The 19817-nt window shown below is 46.3% G+C and carries 18 protein-coding genes; 5 read left to right on the forward strand and 13 right to left on the reverse strand.

All coding sequences use genetic code 11. The annotated features are described in order from the left end of the window. Positions 1–156: 156 nt before the first annotated feature. Genes glyS through dnaA form a run of 6 tightly spaced genes read right to left on the reverse strand, consistent with a single transcriptional unit; the run spans position 157 to position 9224 of the window. The gene (gene glyS, locus LMJ53_RS11195) at positions 157–2214 is read right to left on the reverse strand and encodes a glycine--tRNA ligase subunit beta (RefSeq protein ID WP_229586139.1); all 2058 of its coding nucleotides are present in this window, start codon (positions 2212–2214) and stop codon (positions 157–159) included. Continuing rightward, positions 2214–3140 carry a glycine--tRNA ligase subunit alpha gene (gene glyQ / locus LMJ53_RS11200; RefSeq protein WP_229586140.1) on the reverse strand — a complete coding sequence of 309 codons (927 nt, stop codon included), beginning with the start codon at positions 3138–3140 and terminating at the stop codon, positions 2214–2216. Before glyQ ends, glyS begins: the two co-directional genes overlap by 1 nt. A 60-nt stretch (positions 3141–3200) precedes the next feature. Continuing rightward, positions 3201–5618 (reverse strand): DNA topoisomerase (ATP-hydrolyzing) subunit B, encoded by a 2418-nt coding sequence (gene gyrB / locus LMJ53_RS11205; protein ID WP_229586141.1) that lies wholly within the window; start codon positions 5616–5618, stop codon positions 3201–3203. Between the two features lie 2 nt (positions 5619–5620). Further along, positions 5621–6721, reverse strand: a complete 1101-nt coding sequence (recF, locus tag LMJ53_RS11210; protein ID WP_229586142.1) for a DNA replication/repair protein RecF — start codon at positions 6719–6721, stop codon at positions 5621–5623. 19 nt (positions 6722–6740) lie between these two features. Continuing rightward, a complete protein-coding gene (gene dnaN / locus LMJ53_RS11215) occupies positions 6741–7844 on the reverse strand; it encodes a DNA polymerase III subunit beta (protein WP_226750679.1) in 1104 nt (367 codons plus the stop codon). A gap of 12 nt (positions 7845–7856) precedes the next feature. Continuing rightward, positions 7857–9224, reverse strand: coding sequence for a chromosomal replication initiator protein DnaA (gene dnaA, locus LMJ53_RS11220; protein WP_229586143.1), 1368 nt, complete (start codon positions 9222–9224; stop codon positions 7857–7859). 440 nt (positions 9225–9664) lie between these two features. Between dnaA and rpmH the strand changes: the two genes are divergently transcribed. The 5 genes from rpmH to mnmE all read left to right on the forward strand — a co-directional run bounded on the left by rpmH (position 9665) and on the right by mnmE (position 13518). After that, the gene (gene rpmH / locus LMJ53_RS11225) at positions 9665–9802 is read left to right on the forward strand and encodes a 50S ribosomal protein L34 (protein WP_226750677.1); all 138 of its coding nucleotides are present in this window, start codon (positions 9665–9667) and stop codon (positions 9800–9802) included. A gap of 19 nt (positions 9803–9821) precedes the next feature. Further along, on the forward strand, positions 9822–10190 hold the full coding sequence (gene rnpA, locus LMJ53_RS11230) for a ribonuclease P protein component (RefSeq protein ID WP_226750676.1): 369 nt from the start codon (positions 9822–9824) through the stop codon (positions 10188–10190). Further along, positions 10145–10408: a membrane protein insertion efficiency factor YidD gene (gene yidD, locus LMJ53_RS11235; protein ID WP_226750675.1), complete on the forward strand. Its 264-nt coding sequence runs from the start codon at positions 10145–10147 to the stop codon at positions 10406–10408. The genes rnpA and yidD overlap by 46 nt, the downstream gene beginning before the upstream one ends. 3 nt (positions 10409–10411) lie before the next feature. After that, entirely contained in the window at positions 10412–12064 is a 1653-nt protein-coding gene (gene yidC, locus LMJ53_RS11240; RefSeq protein ID WP_229586144.1) for a membrane protein insertase YidC, read from the forward strand. 89 nt (positions 12065–12153) lie between these two features. Continuing rightward, the gene (mnmE, locus tag LMJ53_RS11245) at positions 12154–13518 is read left to right on the forward strand and encodes a tRNA uridine-5-carboxymethylaminomethyl(34) synthesis GTPase MnmE (RefSeq protein WP_229586145.1); all 1365 of its coding nucleotides are present in this window, start codon (positions 12154–12156) and stop codon (positions 13516–13518) included. Positions 13519–13520: 2 nt separating this feature from the next. Here mnmE and LMJ53_RS11250 read toward each other — a convergent pair whose 3' ends face one another. The 7 genes from LMJ53_RS11250 to LMJ53_RS11280 form a co-directional block, all read right to left on the reverse strand. Beyond that, complete coding sequence (locus LMJ53_RS11250; RefSeq protein ID WP_229586146.1) at positions 13521–14030, reverse strand: hypothetical protein; 510 nt, start codon at positions 14028–14030, stop codon at positions 13521–13523. Continuing rightward, complete coding sequence (locus tag LMJ53_RS11255) at positions 14027–15016, reverse strand: hypothetical protein (RefSeq protein ID WP_229586147.1); 990 nt, start codon at positions 15014–15016, stop codon at positions 14027–14029. Before LMJ53_RS11255 ends, LMJ53_RS11250 begins: the two co-directional genes overlap by 4 nt. Beyond that, positions 15009–15533: an Ig-like domain-containing protein gene (locus tag LMJ53_RS11260; RefSeq protein ID WP_229586148.1), complete on the reverse strand. Its 525-nt coding sequence runs from the start codon at positions 15531–15533 to the stop codon at positions 15009–15011. The genes LMJ53_RS11255 and LMJ53_RS11260 overlap by 8 nt, the downstream gene beginning before the upstream one ends. Before the next feature lie 12 nt (positions 15534–15545). Further along, on the reverse strand, positions 15546–17123 hold the full coding sequence (locus tag LMJ53_RS11265) for a DUF4331 domain-containing protein (RefSeq protein ID WP_229586149.1): 1578 nt from the start codon (positions 17121–17123) through the stop codon (positions 15546–15548). A 99-nt stretch (positions 17124–17222) separates the two neighbouring features. After that, positions 17223–17900, reverse strand: a complete 678-nt coding sequence (locus LMJ53_RS11270; RefSeq protein ID WP_229586150.1) for an anti-sigma factor — start codon at positions 17898–17900, stop codon at positions 17223–17225. Further along, positions 17897–18436, reverse strand: coding sequence for a sigma-70 family RNA polymerase sigma factor (locus LMJ53_RS11275; RefSeq protein WP_229586151.1), 540 nt, complete (start codon positions 18434–18436; stop codon positions 17897–17899). Before LMJ53_RS11275 ends, LMJ53_RS11270 begins: the two co-directional genes overlap by 4 nt. 143 nt (positions 18437–18579) lie before the next feature. Next, positions 18580–19764: a YbfB/YjiJ family MFS transporter gene (locus LMJ53_RS11280; protein WP_229586152.1), complete on the reverse strand. Its 1185-nt coding sequence runs from the start codon at positions 19762–19764 to the stop codon at positions 18580–18582. Positions 19765–19817: the final 53 nt, after the last annotated feature.

Below are 19817 nucleotides of genomic sequence, written 5' to 3' on the forward strand. Positions count from 1 at the left end.
ATGGCGTCCTACTTCTTACTACCTGGACGCCGAGAGCGATGTTATCCTCGCTGCCTAAAGTCGAGTAAGCAGAAATACCCTGTCCGAAAGAAAAATGCCGGCCAGCTTAACTGACCGGCATTAAGCAACATGCTGGCTTTTTTAACGTTTTATGGTTTATTGCAATACTGAGATATCAGCAACCTGCAAAAATAATTCGCGTAACTGTTTTAATAACGCTAAACGATTCGCCCTGACGGCGGCATCATCTGCATTGACCATCACTTGATCAAAGAAATGATCAATTACCTCACGTAAGGCGGCAAGATGGCTTAACGCGCTGGTGTAATCACTAACACTCGCCTGATACACTTGCTCTGCCTTTATTGCACTAAACAACGCTTGTTCCGCGCTTTCCTGCAGTAAGTTTTCTTGCACAGTATCCGCTATGGCGGTGTCTACCTTAGCAAGAATATTTGCAACGCGTTTATTCGCTGCTGCCAACGCTAAGGCGGCCTCAAGCTTACGGAACGCGGCTACCGCCTTCACCCGACGGTCAAAGTCTGCAGGGTTGGTTGGACGGCGCGCAAGTACGGCTTGGATCACATCAATGCTGTAACCTTCGTCTTGATACCAAGCACGGAAGCGGCCTAGCATAAAGTCGACGACGTCATTAGCCACCTCTGAATGCGTCAATTTACTGCCAAAAGTCTGCTGGCTAAAGCGAATTAAGTCGACTAAGTCTAATGGCAGTTGCTTTTCGACCATAATACGCAAAGCACCAATGGCTGCACGACGCAGTGCAAAAGGATCTTTATCCCCTTTCGGCACTTGGCCAATGCCGAAAATACCGACTAAAGTATCTAATTTATCGGCAATAGCTACTGCGGCACCTTCTAAACGACTCGGTAATTGATCACCGGCAAAACGCGGCATATATTGCTCATTGAGCGCTAATGCTACGGTTTCCGCTTCACCATCTAAGCGTGCATAGTGCATTCCCATAATACCTTGTACCTCTGGGAACTCACCGACCATATTGGTCATTAAATCGGTTTTAGATAATAAACCGGCGCGTGCTGCCGCCGTTTCATCAGCACCAATTTGCTTAGCAATATAGGCAGCAACCTGACTGATCCGCTCCGATTTTTCCGCTAAGGTACCTAATTGCTGTTGGAATAACACGGTGCTTAAGCTTTCTAAGCGATCCACTAACTTAGTTTTGCGATCTGTATTAAAGAAGAACTGTGCATCTGATAGACGCGGCCGCACCACTTTCTCGTTACCCGAGATAATTTGCTGCGGATCTTTACTGGCGATGTTCGCGACAAACACAAATTTGTTTAATAACTTGCCTTGCTGATCACGCAATGGAAAGTATTTTTGGTTGTCTTTCATGGTTGAAATAAGTGGCTCAGCTGGCACTTGCAAGAAACTTTCTTCAAAGCTTCCCACTAAAACAACCGGCCATTCTACTAAGGCGGTCACTTCTTCGAGCAGGGCATCATCCCATTGCACTTGTGCATCGAGCTGTTTAGCTGCAGCAGTAACGTGCTCAGCAATAAAGGCTTTACGACGACTAAAGTCAGCAATGACATAAGCTTGTTCTAACACGGCTAAGTAAGCATCAGCATCTTTTACGGTAACTTTAGCCGGCGCATGGAAACGATGGCCGTGCGTTTGATTACCGCTTTGTCGACCTAAGATGGTTGCAGGAACAACAGCAGCACCGTACAGCATAATAATGGTATGCACAGGTCGAATAAATTCAGCATCGGAACTGCCCCAGCGCATCGGTTTGGCGATGGGCAGTTTGGCTAAAGCGCTAGTAATCACCTCGGCTAATAACGCGGTGGTACTTTGGCCTTTTTGTAATTGTTTACACAACAACCAAGCGCCTTTATCGGTCTCTAAGCGCTCGGCTTCGGCCACGCTAATGCCACAACCTGCGGCCCAGCCTTGAGCAGCCTTGGTGGGCTCACCTGCTTTATCAAAAGCGGCTGCAATAGCAGGGCCACGCTTTTCTACTACTTTATCAGCTTGTTGTGCCGCTAATTGATTAACGCGCACAGCTAAGCGACGCGGTGCAGCGTACCATTGCACCGTGCCATGTTGTAATTCTAATTTGGCTAATTCCGCCGTAATGTTGTCTGCAAAAGCCGTGGCTAAGGTTGTCAGTGCTTTTGGTGGTAACTCTTCAGTACCAATCTCAACCAGAAAATCCTGAGCGCTCATTATTTGGCCTCCTTTTGAACTGCAGGCTGCGTTTTGCAAAGCGGAAAACCTAATTTTTCTCGCGTAGCAAAATAAGCTTCAGCACAGGCTTTCGCTAAAGCCCGCACTCGTAAGATATAACGCTGACGCTCAGTTACTGAAATGGCGTGTCGGGCATCTAATAAGTTAAAAGCATGCGACGCTTTCATGACTTTTTCGTAGGCTGGTAATGCCAAGCCTTTTTCAATCAGATATTGGCTTTCTTTTTCACACTGGTCAAAGTAGCTAAACAAGGCAGGTACATCGGCATGTTCAAAGTTGTAAGTTGATTGTTCAACTTCATTCTGATGGAATACGTCTCCATAAGTCACACGGCCTAAGGGGCCATCAGCCCAAACGAGATCATAGATGGAATCAACACCTTGGATATACATGGCCAGACGCTCTAGGCCGTAGGTAATCTCACCGGTCACCGGACGACACTCTAAGCCACCGACTTGCTGGAAATAAGTGAACTGTGTGACTTCCATGCCGTTTAACCACACTTCCCATCCTAAACCCCAAGCACCTAACGTAGGCGATTCCCAGTTGTCTTCGACAAAGCGAATATCATGTACCAAGGTATCTAAACCTAACTCTTCTAAAGAGCCTAAGTACAACTCCTGAATATTATCAGGTGAGGGTTTCAGGATAACTTGGAACTGATAGTAATGTTGTAAACGGTTTGGATTTTCGCCATAACGACCATCCGTAGGCCGACGACAAGGTTGCACATAAGCAACGTTGGTTGGCTCGGGGCCTAACGAACGCAGGAAGGTCATAGGATGAAAAGTACCTGCGCCCACTTCTAAGTCTAACGGCTGAACAATAACGCAGCCTTGACGCGCCCAGTAATCCTGCAAGGCTAAGATTAGCCCCTGAAAGGTTTTCGTATCGTATTTATGCATGCGCTACTAACTCACTAAAATAACTGAGGGGCTGAAAAGCCCCTACTTGGTATTGTGCGGTTACACGTCTAAGTTTGCGACGTATAAAGCATTCTCTTCTATAAAGGCTCGCCGTGGTTCAACGTGATCCCCCATCAGGGTTGAAAACAGTTGATCAGCACCGATAGCGTCCTCGATCCTTACCTGCAGCATCCGGCGATTTTGTGGGTCCATGGTGGTTTCCCAAAGCTGATCGGGGTTCATTTCCCCTAGCCCTTTATAACGCTGAATATACAAACCGCGCTTCGACTCAGACATTAACCAGTCTAAGGCTTCACGGAATGTGGCTACTGGTTTCACTTTCTCGCCACGACGGATATAACCGCCTTCTTCGATTAAGTCACGGATCTCATCACCTAAGGCTGCTAGGCTTAAATAGTCACGAGAGGTAATAAAATCGTGATGTAACAAGTATTCGTTATCGATGCCATGCTGACGAATAATCACTTTTGGCTGGAATAACTGCCGCTCGCGATCTTCTACCACATCGTATTTATAAATTGAGCCGTCACCTTCTTTCTCATCTAAACGCTTCGCTAAGGTTTTTACCCATTCTTCTACCGCCGTTTGATTTTTCATGGTCTCAGTGGTTAAACCGGCAATGTAAATCAGTTCGGTTAGTAAGTTCTGTGGGATCTTACGGCTTAAACGTTGAATAATGCTGGTAGCTTTATGATATTGACGCACCAGTTTTTCCAGTACTTCACCACCAATGCCAGGGGCATTTTCATTAACATGCAAATAGGCTTCATCTAAAGCCAGCGTCGTTAAGTACTCAACTAATGAGGGCTCATCTTTAATGTATTGCTCTTGCTTGCCTTTTTTCACTTTAAACAGCGGTGGCTGAGCAATATAGATGTAACCACGTTCGATCAACTCAGGCATTTGCCGATAGAAGAACGTCAGTAATAAGGTACGAATATGCGAACCGTCGACGTCAGCATCCGTCATTAATACGATGCTGTGATAACGCGTTTTGTCGGGGTTATATTCTTCGCGACCGATACCACAACCTAAAGCCGTGATTAAGGTGCCCACTTCTTGTGAAGATAACATCTTATCAAAACGCGCTTTTTCAACGTTTAAGATTTTACCTTTTAACGGCAGAATAGCTTGGTTTTTACGGTTACGGCCTTGCTTGGCTGAACCACCCGCAGAGTCACCCTCTACAATGTACAGTTCAGATAACGCAGGATCTTTTTCTTGGCAGTCGGCTAATTTACCCGGTAAACCGGCAATATCCAGCGCCCCTTTACGGCGTGTCATTTCACGCGCTTTACGCGCGGCATCACGCGCACGTGCTGCATCAACAATCTTACCGACGATAATTTTGGCATCACCTGGGTTTTCTAACAAATATTCGTTGAGCTTTTCGCCCATAACGCTTTCAACAGCAGAGCGTACTTCTGAAGAAACCAATTTGTCTTTAGTTTGCGAACTGAATTTTGGATCAGGCACTTTAACACTGATCACCGCCGTCAAACCTTCACGGGCATCATCACCAGAAGCTTGTACCTTCATTTTTTTCGCATAACCTTCATGCTCAATGTAGGTATTTAGCACGCGGGTTAAGGCACCACGGAAGCCCGCTAAGTGAGTACCACCATCGCGTTGCGGAATGTTGTTAGTAAAACAAAATACGTTTTCTTGATAGCTGTCGTTCCACTGCATCGCCACTTCAACTGAAATACCGTCTTCGCGCTGATCAGAAAAATAGAACGCTTTTGGATGCACGCTGGTTTTACTACGATTCAAATACTGTACAAAGGCTTCGATACCACCTTCATACTTAAAATGGTCGCTTTTATCGTTACGCTCGTCGGTTAAGATAATACTTACGCCCGAGTTTAAGAACGACAGTTCGCGTAAACGTTTCGCTAAAATATCGTAGTGATAATTGATGTCAGAGAAAATAGTTGGGCTTGGCCAAAAACGAATGGCCGTACCTGAACCTTCTGTTTCACCGATTACCGCTAAAGGTGCTTGTGGTACACCCAGATGATAAATTTGGTTATGCACTTTGCCTTTACGGCGAATGGTCAGTTCTAATTTGTCAGATAAGGCATTAACAACGGATACGCCCACACCGTGCAAACCACCCGACACTTTATAAGAGTTATCGTCAAATTTACCGCCGGCATGCAGCACGGTCATGATAACTTCAGCGGCTGAAACGCCTTCTTCGTGCATATCAGTAGGTACGCCACGACCGTTATCACGAACAGAGACCGAACCATCACTGTGAATGGTGACCCAGATGTCAGTACAGTAGCCTGCTAAGGTTTCATCGATGGAATTGTCGACCACCTCGAATACCATATGGTGTAAACCCGTACCGTCATCGGTATCACCGATATACATACCGGGTCTTTTACGTACTGCATCCAGACCTTTTAATACTTTAATACTTGAGGAATCGTAATTATGCTCTTCGGCCATCTCTATCTGTCCGTGCTTGTTATCTGACCGTGTTCCACGTGAAACATTTGCCGGCGCGAAGCCGGTATAAAAGGTGAAACCTGATCAGCATTAATTGCTGTTATAAAAACCTGCGAATTAATATTGTTTAAATAATTAAAAACCGTTTGGGTGGAACTGGCATCCAACTCGGATGCTAAATCATCAATCAATAACAAGGGCTGTTTCTTGCCGCTGCTACCTATCACATTGTTTTGTGCGATTTTAAGCGCAAATAATAACACTTTTAGCTGCCCACGGGATAATACTTCTTCAACCACCAGCTGCTTTCTTCGAAGTTTTAAATCCGCTTTTTGTGGGCCATATTGAGTAAAACCCTGCCGCATATCTTGCTGAAAATTTTGTTCTAACAGTTGTTTCAAATCGGCTGGGCTTTGCACCCGCTCTGGCCAACCCGCTTGTAATTGCAAACTCACTTCAGCTAACAGTGAATTACCCTCTACTAGCTTCAAATATTCATGTTGCAGCAGTCCGATATAATGCTCTCGCAACGATTGTAACTGCCAAGCCAAACTAACTAATTGCTGGTCCCAATAATCAAATTGTTGATCATAAGCACGGCTTTGCTTTAACAAGGCATTACGTTGTTTCAGAACCCGACTAAACTGCAACCAAACGGTATAGAAGGTGTGTTCCACGTGGAACACACCCATATCAAAATATTGACGACGCTCTTTCGGGCCACCAAAAAATAATTTAAAACTGTCAGGCGTAATTAATTGCACCGGCAACAAGGCCGCAAAATCGGCTAACTTACAGTTACTGGCCGCATTTAACCGCAATAGCAATTCGGCTTGCTTGTCGCGTTGCAAGCCTAAGCTAAAGGTTTGCTCAGCATCAGCAACCTTGGCATGCAGTACAAAGTGCTCTTGCTCGTATTGAATTAAACGTTGATGCCGACTACTTCTGAAGGAACGCCCATGCGCCAGATAGTAAATTGCTTCTAATAAGCTGGTTTTGCCGCTGCCATTCTCACCGCAAATCAGATTGCACTGCGCATGCGCGTTAAACTGCAGTTCCGAAAAATTACGGAACTGCTTAAGCTGCAGCGAGATTAACGACATGCTTTAGACAACAACAGAATTATAAGCGCATCGGCATGACAACGTAGGCAGCACCAACGTTACCCACACCTTCTATTAAGGCACTAGAATTGGAATCATTTAAATTCAGGATCACCAGATCGGTATTCAAGCTATTTAATACATCCAGTAAATAACCGACATTAAAACCAATTTCGAGGTTATCCCCTTCGTACTCCACTTCGATCACTTCTTCTGCTTGCTCGTGTTCAGGGTTGTTCGCCACAATCTGCAGTTCAGAAGAACTTAGGGTAAAACGCACACCGCGGTATTTTTCATTCGATAAAATAGAGGCGCGAGTACAGGCATCTTTTAATACGGTACGATGCGCGGTCACTTGCTTGGTACTGTTGCGCGGCAACACACGGCGGTAATCGGGGAAACGGCCATCAATTAATTTACTGCTAAAACTAAAACTGCTGTCACTTAAACGAATATGATTTTGGCCAAGGCTCAAGGTGACCAACTGCTCATCATTCGCCAGCAAGCGCATAATTTCTAAAACACCTTTGCGTGGAATAATAATCTGCTTTTGTTGGCCAGCATAAGACGGCAACGCTAAGGTACTCATGGCTAAACGATGGCCATCAGTTGCCACGGCAGATAAGTTGCCGTTATCCACTTCAAACAACAAACCATTTAAGTAATAGCGTACATCCTGATTGGCCATTGAAAAGGCCGTATCATCTAATAACTTGCGCAACTGTTGGCGGGTCAGTGATAACTCAACCTCGCCTTGCCAGGTTTCTAAATTGGGGTATTCAGCAGCATTGAGCGTGGATAACGTAAATTTGGTTTTGCCACTGCTTAAAATACAATTTTCACCTTGCACCTGCACTGCGATATCGCTGTTTTCCGGTAAGCTGCGGCAAATATCTAACAGCTTTTTTGCCGGCACAGTAATCCGCCCCGCACTGTGTACTTGCAATTGTACCGTGCTAGCAACCAACTCTACTTCTAAATCGGTACCGGTCAGTGACAGTGTATCGGCGCTAACATCCAATAACACATTCGATAAAATTGGCAAATTATGGCGGCGCTCAATAGCACCCGAGACCATTTGTAGCGGCTTCAGTAAGGCGTCACGGTTAATCACAAATTGCATAACAAAACCCTGTTAAGACGATAATGTTCGAATAAGATTTTGGAAATCTTCTTTAATTTCATGTGTTTCTTCTTTCAGCGATTCAATCTTACGACAGGCATGAAGCACAGTTGTATGATCGCGACCACCAAAAGCATCCCCAATTTCTGGCAAACTATGGTTGGTGAGCTCTTTCGCTAACGCCATCGCCATTTGCCGCGGTCGCGCTACCGAACGGGAACGCCGTTTAGACAGTAAATCCGCGATACGGATTTTGTAATATTCGGCTACGGTCTTTTGAATATTTTCGATCGTCACCAGCTTATCTTGTAGGGCTAATAAATCGCGTAAGGCTTCCCGCACAAAATCAATGGTAATGGGCCGACCGGTGAAATTAGCATTAGCAATCACCCGATTCAAGGCGCCTTCGAGTTCGCGAACATTTGAGCGCAAACGCTTGGCCACGAAAAAAGCCACTTCTTCCGGTAGGCGGATCTGATTTTCTTGCGCTTTACGCATTAAGATCGCTACCCGAGTTTCAAGCTCAGGTGGCTCGATCGCGATAGTCAAACCCCAACCAAAGCGTGATTTTAAGCGATCTTCGACACCATCAATTTCTTTGGGGTAACGATCGCTGGTTAAAATGATCTGTTGATTGCCTTCTAACAAGGCATTAAAGGTATGAAAGAATTCTTCTTGGGAACGTTCTTTGTTGGCAAAAAATTGAATATCATCAATAAGTAACGCATCAACCGAACGGTAATAGCGCTTAAACTCTTCTATGGCATTGTTTTGTAAGGCTTTTACCATATCCTGCACAAAGCGCTCTGAATGCATGTAGATCACTTTTGCATCCGGTTTCTTCGCTAAAATGCCATTACCAACCGCATGTAATAAATGCGTCTTACCTAAACCTGTGCCGCCATAGATAAATAATGGGTTATAAGCCGTGCCAGGGTTGTCAGCCACCTGTGAGGCTGCCGCACGAGCCAATTGGTTCGACTTACCCTCAACAAAGTTAGTAAAGGTGTAATTCGCGCGCATATTGGAGCGCACTATGGTTTTAGGAACCGGTTCTGCAATTTCTCGCGAAGCGACAGCCACTTCAGACGGCATCAGATGCGGTTGTGGCGCGGGCGCAGCTTTGACGTTATTTTGGCTAGTACCCACATCAAAGCGTAAACGCGGTGCGTTGTCACCACAGTAATCGCGGATCAGTTCAAGGATCCGGTTTAGGTATTTTTCACGCACCCAATCCAATACAAAACGATTCGGAGCATACAACGTCAACGCGTCAGCCGAGCTGTCAGCCTGTAAAGGACGGATCCACATACTAAAGTGTTGCGCGGGGAGTTCTGCTTGCAAAGCTTGCAGACAATTTTGCCAAACGGACTGATACACCTGATCTCCTGAAGCCTGAATTATAATGATCGATAAGGCTGGTGTAGAAATGCCAAACGGCATTATCGTATGATCTTATCCACAACTTCAAGATTGACTTTTTAAAAAAGCCTAACAACACCCTCAGTAACACGATAAACCTTTGTATTAATTAATTATTATACCGTTATTCTATTTAAGAATACTCAAGCTAAAACTGGGTTAAATCTGGCTTAAACAATAAATAACTCACACTTTATTCGCAAAAGATCGCCTAGGCTGTGGAAAACTTTAGTAAAACAGGGATCGCGACTGGCTAGGATCGTAATTAAAGCAAGGATCGCATTGACTTTAGGGCGCAGAGTACTTAAAATTCGCGCTCATTTTTGTCAGCTGCGTTTTGGTGTATTTGCTAAAACACAGATAACCTTAGTAAATATTTCGACCGGACGGATGAAATTATGAGTAAAAGAACCTTTCAACCAAGCGTATTAAAGCGCAAGCGTAACCACGGTTTCCGCGCCCGCATGGCCACTAAAAATGGTCGTGAGGTGTTAGCACGTCGTCGTGCTAAAGGCCGTAAACGTTTAACAGCCTAAACTGGTCGTTAAACGCTGCGTGCCCAGCTTCAGATTCGGCCGGGAGTTACGTCTGTTAACTCCCAGTCAGTTTGACAATGTTTTTCAAAACCCGTTTCGGGTCGCATCTCCCCTATTTACCATTCTAGCAAAGCCCAATCAGTTAGCTCATCCACGAATTGGCCTTACTATCGCCAAAAAACGTGTTAAATTAGCCGTGCACCGCAATCGTATTAAACGATGTGTGCGCGACAGCTTTCGTTTGCATCAGCATCAGCTTCCCGGTGTGGATCTGGTACTCATGGTAAAAGGGGATATTAGCAACACCCCTAATGATGAATTACTGAAACAACTGGAACGGCTATGGCAGAAGATCGCTCGCCAATACACCGCTTTATCGTTTGGTTGATGCTCGGCCTAGTCCGAGGTTATCAATTATTGATAAGCCCGCTATTGGGGCCTCGCTGCCGATTCCACCCAACTTGCTCAAATTATGCTATTGAGGCCATTGGTCGCTTTGGTGCAGCAAAAGGGGCTTGGTTAGCCAGCAAACGCATATTAAAATGTCATCCGTTTCACCAAGGTGGTGAAGATCCCGTTCCTGATAAGCATAATGAGAAAAGCTAACCCATGGATTCACAACGCAGTTTTCTAGTAATTGCCCTGGCAATCGTCAGTTTTTTCCTCTGGCAGGAATGGCAAAAAGATTATGGTCCGCAACCGGCGGTGGCCCCTCAACAGGTCAGCAGCACGGTAAGTGGCAGTGCTAACAATGGCAGCTCGGCATCAATGTTAATGGATAGCCCTGACACGCCGGCGGTAGCCAACAGCACGCCCAACATTGATCAAAACCGTCGCATTAAAGTTAGCACTGATGTGTTTGAACTTGAGATTGATAGCCGCGGTGGTGATATTGTTAGTGTTAAATTGCCTGAACATAACTTAACCAAAGACAGCAACACCCCTTATGTATTGATGCGTCAGCTTCCTGGTTTTGAATATGTTGCGCAATCTGGTTTGATTGCCCGTGACGGCCCAGACCGCACTGAACGGCCATTGTATCAAGTTGAAAAAGCCCAATATCAAGCTCAGGGTACTGAACCCTTAGTGGTGCCACTGCGCTTAACGCACAATGGCATGCAAATCGAAAAACGCTTTACCTTTACGCCAGGACAATATGATGTCCGGGTAGAATATTTTATCGTCAACAACAGCGATGAAATCAAAACGGTTCAGCCTTATCAGCATTTATTACAAAACATTGATAGTGGCGAAAGCGCCAGCATGTTTATGCCGATATACCGTGGCGCCGCTTTTGGTAGCGGCGAAGAACGCTATAAAAAGTATGACTTTGAAGACATGCAGAAAACTAACCTGAGCGTCAGCACTCAAGCAGGTTGGGTTGCCATGTTAGAGCATTACTTTGTTGCTGCCTGGATCCCAGACTCAGCAGGCACTAACCAGTTATACAGCCGCATCCACGGCACGAACAAAGGCGTTATTGGCGCGCTGGGTACTGCCATTGATATTGATCCGGGCCAAAGCGCCAGCATCACAGCCACGTTTTATGCTGGCCCTAAAGTCCAAGACGAATTAGCCAAATTAGCCAATGGCCTAGACCTTACCGTTGATTACGGTTTCCTGTGGTTTATCTCACAATTACTGTTCTGGCTACTGACTAAAATTCAGTTATTTGTTAGCAACTGGGGTTTAGCGATTATCTGTATTACGTTAATTGTGAAAGGCGCAATGTTCCCGCTGACGAAGATCCAATATGAGTCGATGGCGAAAATGCGTAACTTGAAGCCGAAAATTGAAGAACTTCAAGCACGTTATAAAGACGATAAGCAGAAAATGGGCCCAGCGATGATGGAATTATATCGCAAAGAGAAAGTAAACCCGATGGGTGGCTGTTTACCCATGCTCATCCAAATGCCTATTTTCTTAGCACTGTACTGGGTATTTGTTGAAAGTATTGAACTACGCCATGCGCCATTTATGCTGTGGATCACCGACTTATCAACGAAAGACCCATACTATGTGTTACCGGTGTTGTTTGGTTTGAGTATGTTTATGATGCAGAAACTCACGCCAATGCAGGTCACCGATCCTTTACAACAGAAGCTGATGATGTGGATGCCTGTCGCGTTCTCCGTATTCTTCTTCTGGTTCCCAAGTGGCTTAGTATTATACTGGTTAGTCAGTAACTTAATCTCACTTGGCCAGATGCTGTATATTTATCGCGGCATGGAGAAAAAAGGTCTGCATACCCGCAAAACCTAATACCGCGCAACTTATCCCTTGCGGATAAGATGTTCTACACTAAGCCTGTTAGCATTATGCAGCAGGCTTTTTTTATCCCAGAGGATGTTATGTTTAGCACTGATACTATTGCCGCTTTAGCCACTGCCCCAGGTCGAGCCGGAGTAGGCATTATTCGTATTTCTGGCCCCGACAGCAAAGCGGTGGCCCAAGCCATACTGCATAAAATCCCTAAACCCCGTGCCGCCGAATATTTAGGCTTTTATGCTAAAGACCAGCAATTACTGGATCAAGGTATAGCGTTGTTCTTCCCAGGCCCAAACTCGTTTACCGGCGAAGATGTGCTGGAATTACAAGGGCATGGCGGGCCAGTACTACTGGACATGTTACTTAAACAAGTGCTGCAATTACCCAATGTACGCATTGCTCGCCCTGGCGAATTTTCAGAGCGCGCGTTTTTAAACGATAAACTCGACTTGGCTCAAGCCGAAGCCATTGCTGATTTAATTGATGCCAGTAGTGAACAAGCCGCTCGCTGCGCCATGCAATCCTTACAGGGTGAGTTTTCACGGCGTATTCATGAATTAGTTGAAAAAGTGATTTATCTGCGGATGTATGTTGAAGCGGCTATCGACTTTCCAGATGAAGAAATTGATTTTCTATCAGACGGCAAAGTCGCCACAGACTTAGCCGACATTATCGACTTTTTAGCCACCGTGAAGAAACAAGCGGCACAAGGCAGTATTCTTCGTGAAGGCATGAAAGTGGTGATTGCTGGCCGCCCAAATGCCGGAAAATCCAGCTTATTAAATGCCTTAGCCGGGCGTGAAGCGGCAATTGTCACCGACATTGCCGGTACGACCCGAGATGTTTTACGCGAACATATTCATATCGACGGCATGCCGCTGCATATTATCGATACTGCCGGCCTGCGCGAAGCCAACGACCAAGTGGAACAAATTGGTATTGAGCGAGCATGGAATGAAATCGCCCAAGCCGACAGAGTACTGTTTATGGTAGACGGCACCACCACAGATGCCACTGACCCTCGCGAGATCTGGCCAGATTTTATCGATCGCCTACCCGCTAATTTAGGCGTAACGGTGATCCGCAACAAAGCCGATCTTACCGGTGAGCCCATGACACCGGACCAACAAGCAGCAGCTCCGGTTTATCGTTTATCGGCTAAAACCGGTGATGGTATTGATGCACTGCGCGAACATTTAAAACAATGCATTGGCTTTGATGCCAGCACTGAGGGCAGCTTTCTGGCTCGACGTCGCCATTTAGATGCACTGGATCGCGCGGCGGAGCATCTGAGTACTGGCCAAGAACAACTGCACAGTTATATTGCAGGTGAAATCCTGGCCGAAGAATTAAGGCTAACTCAACAACATCTGAATGAAATCACTGGTGAATTTAGTAGTGATGACTTACTCGGACGCATTTTTAGCTCATTTTGTATCGGTAAATAAGCTTATTCCGCTAACTGCCACTGTGTTTTGCTCTGGCTTAATACGCTACGCTCTGCCGTGTCAGTTAGCTCGACAATCACTTTGTGATCTTTTAACTTATCAAACAACTGCGCCACCCTAACCTGCTGTAATGATGCTAAGGGACAACCTGCATGACCATAAATACGCACCGACTGCTGGCCGGCATACACCTCGCGTACTACATGCACTACCGGTAACACTTCTAATGGGCAATCAACATTAAATTGCAGCATGTCATTAATCACATTGTTAAAGGGAACTTGCTGGGCTAACAACGCATCCGCATCGAGTAAGCGCCCAGTATTATCCATCATAAAAGGCGCTAATACGGCCAAGTCATGTTCGGCCAGCAACCAACTCCAATCAAACTCTGCGGGGTGATCGGCACCACTGCTCATTTGCACCCAACTGGTGCTAAATTTGTGTGCCTGCGAGGGCCAAGCAAACAAAAGGCTAATGATTAAACCAGAATAAAGTAAGGCCTGTTTCATAGTGCAAGCTCCTGTGCTGCTGCAAGTAATTGTTTATCGAATGGCTCTTGTGCCACAGCCATATTTTGTTTAGCCCAATACCGAGCCTTTTCGCCATCTGGCGCAACATAACTAAAGTAATAGGCAATATCTGCGGTATGTAAGGCATCGGCGCGTAACTCTCGCAAATGCATACGCTGCGCAGTCACCTCGCGCCAGCATTGCTGCTCACCAAGTTGAGCTTCGGCATAGGCTACCCGCACTAACAGGCTATCAGAGGGTAAGGCATCCACTTTTGGGCAAACGCCAGAGAGCGCTAACACTTCTGCAGCTCGACCGGTTTGTAGCAAAATATCCAGCATTTGCCGCTGCATCACTTCCGGTTGCTGAAAATAGTTTGGGTAATCCAGCCACTCTAACGCTTCGCTATAACGCCCTAACAAATGCGCTTGCTCAGCTAAGATTTGTAGTCGCCATTGCTGTAATGCCTCAGTTGAATTGCTATTACGCCAATGCAGCTGTTGTAAACGGGTATAACTGCTTTCTAATTGCCCGGCTCTACCCTTTACTTCGAGTAAACAGGTTGCCACTACATCAATTTGGCTATAGCCGGTTAAAGCACGACAAGCCTGTGTTGCTCGCGCTAAATCATCACGCGTTAACGCAATACGCGCTTGCATCAAATACACTGGCTCGTGTAACTGCTGCAACGCCAATACCTGCTCTAAAGCCATTAACGCTTCAGCAAAACGATGTTCGAACTGTAATAAATCCGCTTGTGCCAACCACCACTGTGCTTGCTCTATTGCCGGCAATGAAGCTAACCGCGGCGCCACCAACTGCCATAGTATTTCGGCATCTTCATGCAACTGATGCTGCGCAGCTTGCTTGCCCTGAATTACTAACTCAGCATAATGCTCAGCTTTAACAGCCGTGGCGGCGGCAGAGCCGCACACCACGCTAAACATCACGCCTATGGCAAAACGCCAGTAGGTGCTTTTACTCATTGTTCGCCACCACGCCCGCAGCCACCAGATCGGCAAACTCTGCGGTATCTAACACGTCTTGGTTAAAAGCGCGGCCATTGACTGACAACGGCTTACTTTGCGCATCTTGCGCATACGCATCACGCACTGCGCTTCTTAACGACACTTGCAAGGTCGTGACTTGCACACTAACGGTTGCCGTTGTGCTCAACTTGCCATCCGACACCGTAAATTTGAAACTGTCGCTACCGACAAACTCAGCATTGGGTGTGTAAGTAAAGACACCATCGATGGCAATCAACACCTGACCATTTGCTGGTTCAGTATTACTGCTATAACGAAGATTATCCCCTTCGGCATCTACCGCAGTTAACCGCGCTGTAACCGCGGTATCTGTCCGAGTGGTTATCGACGATGCGGCCGCTTGTGGCGCCGTATTAACCTGGGGTGTCACCGCTTTATCAGCGGAGTCATTACAGGCGCTCACCAACAATACTGTGCTTAAGGCCAGACACAGCTTAGATTTTTTGCTTAACATGCTGCGGACTCCTTATTGTGGTGAACCGGCTAATGGCGCGATCAAATACGGAAAACTCGTGTTCATAAAGCTGGCATCTATTGGTGCACCATCAGTAAAGGGCGCAGTACCCACATTGGCATCTTCTGGCTGACATAAGCCCAGATTGGTCGGTGTACCGGCTACCGGAATATCATGACATAACGCCCCCATCACCACGCGCAGTGCAATATCTACCACATCATCACCAGGACGACGGCCATTTGGGAAACCGGCTAAATCATTACCCGCCACACCAAAATTAGATTGCTGTTCAGCAGGGGTAGCTGGGATCATCGTGTTTAAGCGCAACATTTCTGACGCTGTCACCATCGATTGCTGATTAACACCAGCAAAACCCGTTAAGAAGGCAGCAACCAAGTCAGTACGTGGGTAATGTGTTGGCGCGATAGTGTCAAATGACGTACCTAAAGTGGCGTTAACGGCATCTTTAAACAATAAATCCAGAATAATCGGTAAGGTTGGATTGGTTACATAGGTCGCAAATTGGCCATCAGCAGACGGATGAGCGCTTGAAAAACGATCTTTATCGTCAATACCAATGACTAATTCATTCACCAGTGGTGAGCCTAAACGTGACACTTGGACTAAAGCACCACCGTTTACTTCCGGTTTTTCCAAGGTGGCATTCGGGTTTAAAATACGTGCTTGCGATAAGCTGGCCGTCGTCCATGCCCCGATCACACCGTTACCCGAACCCGTAATACACGACTTAGGCACTTCTAAAGCAATGGTATTAACGTTTTTATCGTTTAAATCATCATTAGCGGTTGATTGGGTAATACCGCCGGGGAAACCATTGCCATCACCCGCACCGGGCGCACTGTCACCTTCCACGGGAACATAATTTACTAAATCAAAGGTTTCGCCTAAGTTAACGGTGAAGGGATCTTTACGCTGACCAACAAACACCCGGCCCATTGCATTACAATTTGGAATAGAGACATCATAAATATACTGATCGGCATACGCAGAATATTCCGCTGTGTTACCAAAGGTTTTTTCACCCACATAAGCATAAGGTTTCACAAATTCAGTTTGACCATTAGCGCCTGTAATCGCACTACGAGCGCCGGTTCTTTGCGAGCCCGTCACTAAGCTCATGCTGTATGTTTCGCTGTAATTCAAGGCACCGTTATTACCGGCGCTGATTGGGCCAACATGTTTCAACGGTACACTGACCATCACACCATTTGGGCCAACCGGTAACTTAATACCGCCATTGGGTAGTTTATTATTAAAGCGAAATTCAAAAGTAAAATCTTCCATCGCATCGCCATTAGCATCGATATGCAAGGCATACACTGCTGCTGGATCCATCGCGAAATAATTCGGGCCACCGTAGCTATCTTGCAACGGAATATAATTGGCAATAATGGTGACATAATCACTGCGACCCGATTCATAACTATTAAAAATATAAAAATCGGTGGAATCAATCGTGGGTAAGCGCGTCACGTTGGGCGCTTCACGGTGGCTAGAAGCAAAAGCAGTAGTGGTGGTTGCCAAGGCAGCTAATAGTGCAGTAGCAATAACGGTTTTCCTATTCATCTTGTTGTCCTCTCAATCGTTTTTTGATTATGACACCCAACAATTTTTGTCAGGTCTGCTCAAGCAACGATTGAGTGGACGTATTAGATGCAACTATTTTTAAATAATTAATAAATCCGTCGTAAATAATACCGGACCAGTTGGGAATGGCTCAGGTGAACCGCCTAAAGGTTCACGACTGACCGCCAATGCGCCCACTAAAGCCAAATCAATTTTATCGGTTAATGCTAATAACACTTCACCCTGTTGCGGCAATAACCCTAATGACACCGGCGCCGTACCATCAGCCGGTAACATCCATAACTGATAATCTTCATTAGCCAATGGTGCAATCGCGCCGACAGCCGCAACTTTAAGTTGCTGATCGCGCTGCTCAATTAACCACAGCGTTCGAGCATCTGCGTTTTGAATCACGGCGATACGTTGTGGGCTAGGCATGATGCTCGGATCGGGGCTTACTAGCATGAACACATTCACCAATAAAACGATACTGGCCATTGCGCCTAGCAGCCAAGACCAATTAAAACGACTCACCGGGCGCGCTTGCACCCAGCCTAAACGTTCTTGAATGCGTTGCCATACCTGAGCTGGGGGTTGCCGCAAAGGGATCACATCTGTTAACTCGTGCAGATGCTCTTCCCAAAACGCCACTTCGTCACGTAAAGCCGGAATATCCATCAGTAGCCGCTGAAAACGTCGCCGTGCTAAACCACGCATACTGCCAAGCACGTAGCGGGCGGCCAATTGATGTTGTAGTTCTGTCGACTGATATTTCATCGTTGTAAGCACCTTTTTAAGCTATCTAGGCCGCGGCGGATCCAGCTTTTCACCGAACCTAATGCCTCACTAATATGCTCACTGACTTCTTGATGACTTAACCCACACACAAACGCTAATTGAATACACTGGCGCGTAGTAGGTTGTAATTCGTCCATGCACATCCGCAGGTTCTTCGCCTGACCTAACGACTCGATAGTCGACTCAAGCATATCGGCAGCAGGTAACTCATCAAAATCATCGGCTGACAATTCTTGATTAGCGCGATTACGCAGTAAATCAATGGAGCGATAACGCACAATACTGATCAACCAACTCATTACCGAGCCTTTTGAAACCGAATAATCTGCGGCACGATGCCATACTTTAATAAAGGTATCTTGCAGTGCTTCTTCTGCCCAATCTGAACGGCGCAGCATGGTGTAACTGACCGAAAACAGCTTAGCAGAGGTGGCTTCGTATAAACGACGAAATGCCGCGGTATCGCCCAAAGCAATTTGTTGCAAATCGCGTTCGAGCAGTTGGGGGGTAGACATAACAAAAACTCCTTATGGCCTATTAGCATACTAAAATCCGAATAAGCCGAGTTTTTGGATGCAATTATTTTAATTATTATCGCCAGCAGGCAAACTGAACATTCTGGGCAACGCTAATTCACTGTAGTGGGTATAGCACTTATTTAAGTATTATCAAGTTGTTGTGCCGTACGATCCGTAAACTTGAGTAGCGTAATCAGCAAAGCACCAAAAGCGACAAAACCCGCGGCTAAATATAAACCGATCGAAAAGTGGCCGGTCAACTGGGCTAAATAACCGGTTAGCGCCGGTGCAATCACTTGCGCACTGCCATAAGCTAAAGTCATTTTCCCCATCAATTTTGCCGGTTTACTCGGGTATAAGCGCCCTGCCATGGTTAATACCAAACTGACCACCGCAACAAAGGTCGCCCCAAATAAAGCCGCACTGGCTAATACCACTGCCAAGTTGTTAAACCACAATGGTAGTAAAATGGCGAGAGCTTGCAGCCATAACGCGAAAATAATCGCCGTTAAATAGCCCGTTTTACGGGCGACCCGATCCCAAAGTAATACGGCGGGCGCACCCGCCAAGCCTAAGATGATAAAACTGATGTTGCCACTACCGGCAAGCCCTGGCATCCGCTCAACAATAGTCACAATAAAGGTCGCACTAATCACATAGCCGTAACCTGCACAAAAATAACTCAGCAACAACAAGTGTAAAAATCGTTTAGTCGGTGGCCGATCCGCACTGGCTGAGGTACGGCTGACAGGGCTAAACACGGGTTTCGGCAGCCATCGCCATGCAGGGATCGCCAGCAATAGCCCTAATAGCGCAAATAATTGCCATTGTAGCTGCCAATCCAGCTGTAACCGGGCCATGCTTTCCACTAAAAAAGCGGCCAGGGCGATACCTAAACCCAAACCAGCAAAATGCACTCCCAGCTCGGCACGATGCTGATGGCTAATTAACCAATGCATAATCAGCGCTGAAGCGATTAACATGGAACCGGCACTGCTGAGCCCAGCGAGAAACCGCCAAAATGACCACAGATACAGGTTTTCCGTGAACGCCATGCCTACCGTACTTAGCACGGCTATCAATAAACCGGCTCGGTATAAGCGATCTTTTAAGGTCAAATTAGATAAACGGGCCGCAAGTAACGCACCTGTCATATACCCTAGGTAATTCACCGCAGCTAGATATCCACCACTGGCATCATCTAAAGCGGTATGTTGCTGCATTAATGGTAATAAAGGCGTGTAAGCAAAACGAGCAATACCTAAGCAAAGCAGCTGGCTAAAAAAGCCAGCTAGCAACACTTTAATCCGCAGGGGTAACATCATAAAGCTGCGTTCCTGTAGGCTTAGGAGAAATAAATCGCCGCTGCTATGCGGCT

It is taken from the genome of Rheinheimera sp. UJ51 (assembly GCF_020819615.1).
In the GTDB taxonomy this organism is placed as follows: Bacteria; Pseudomonadota; Gammaproteobacteria; order Enterobacterales; family Alteromonadaceae; genus Alishewanella; species Alishewanella maricola.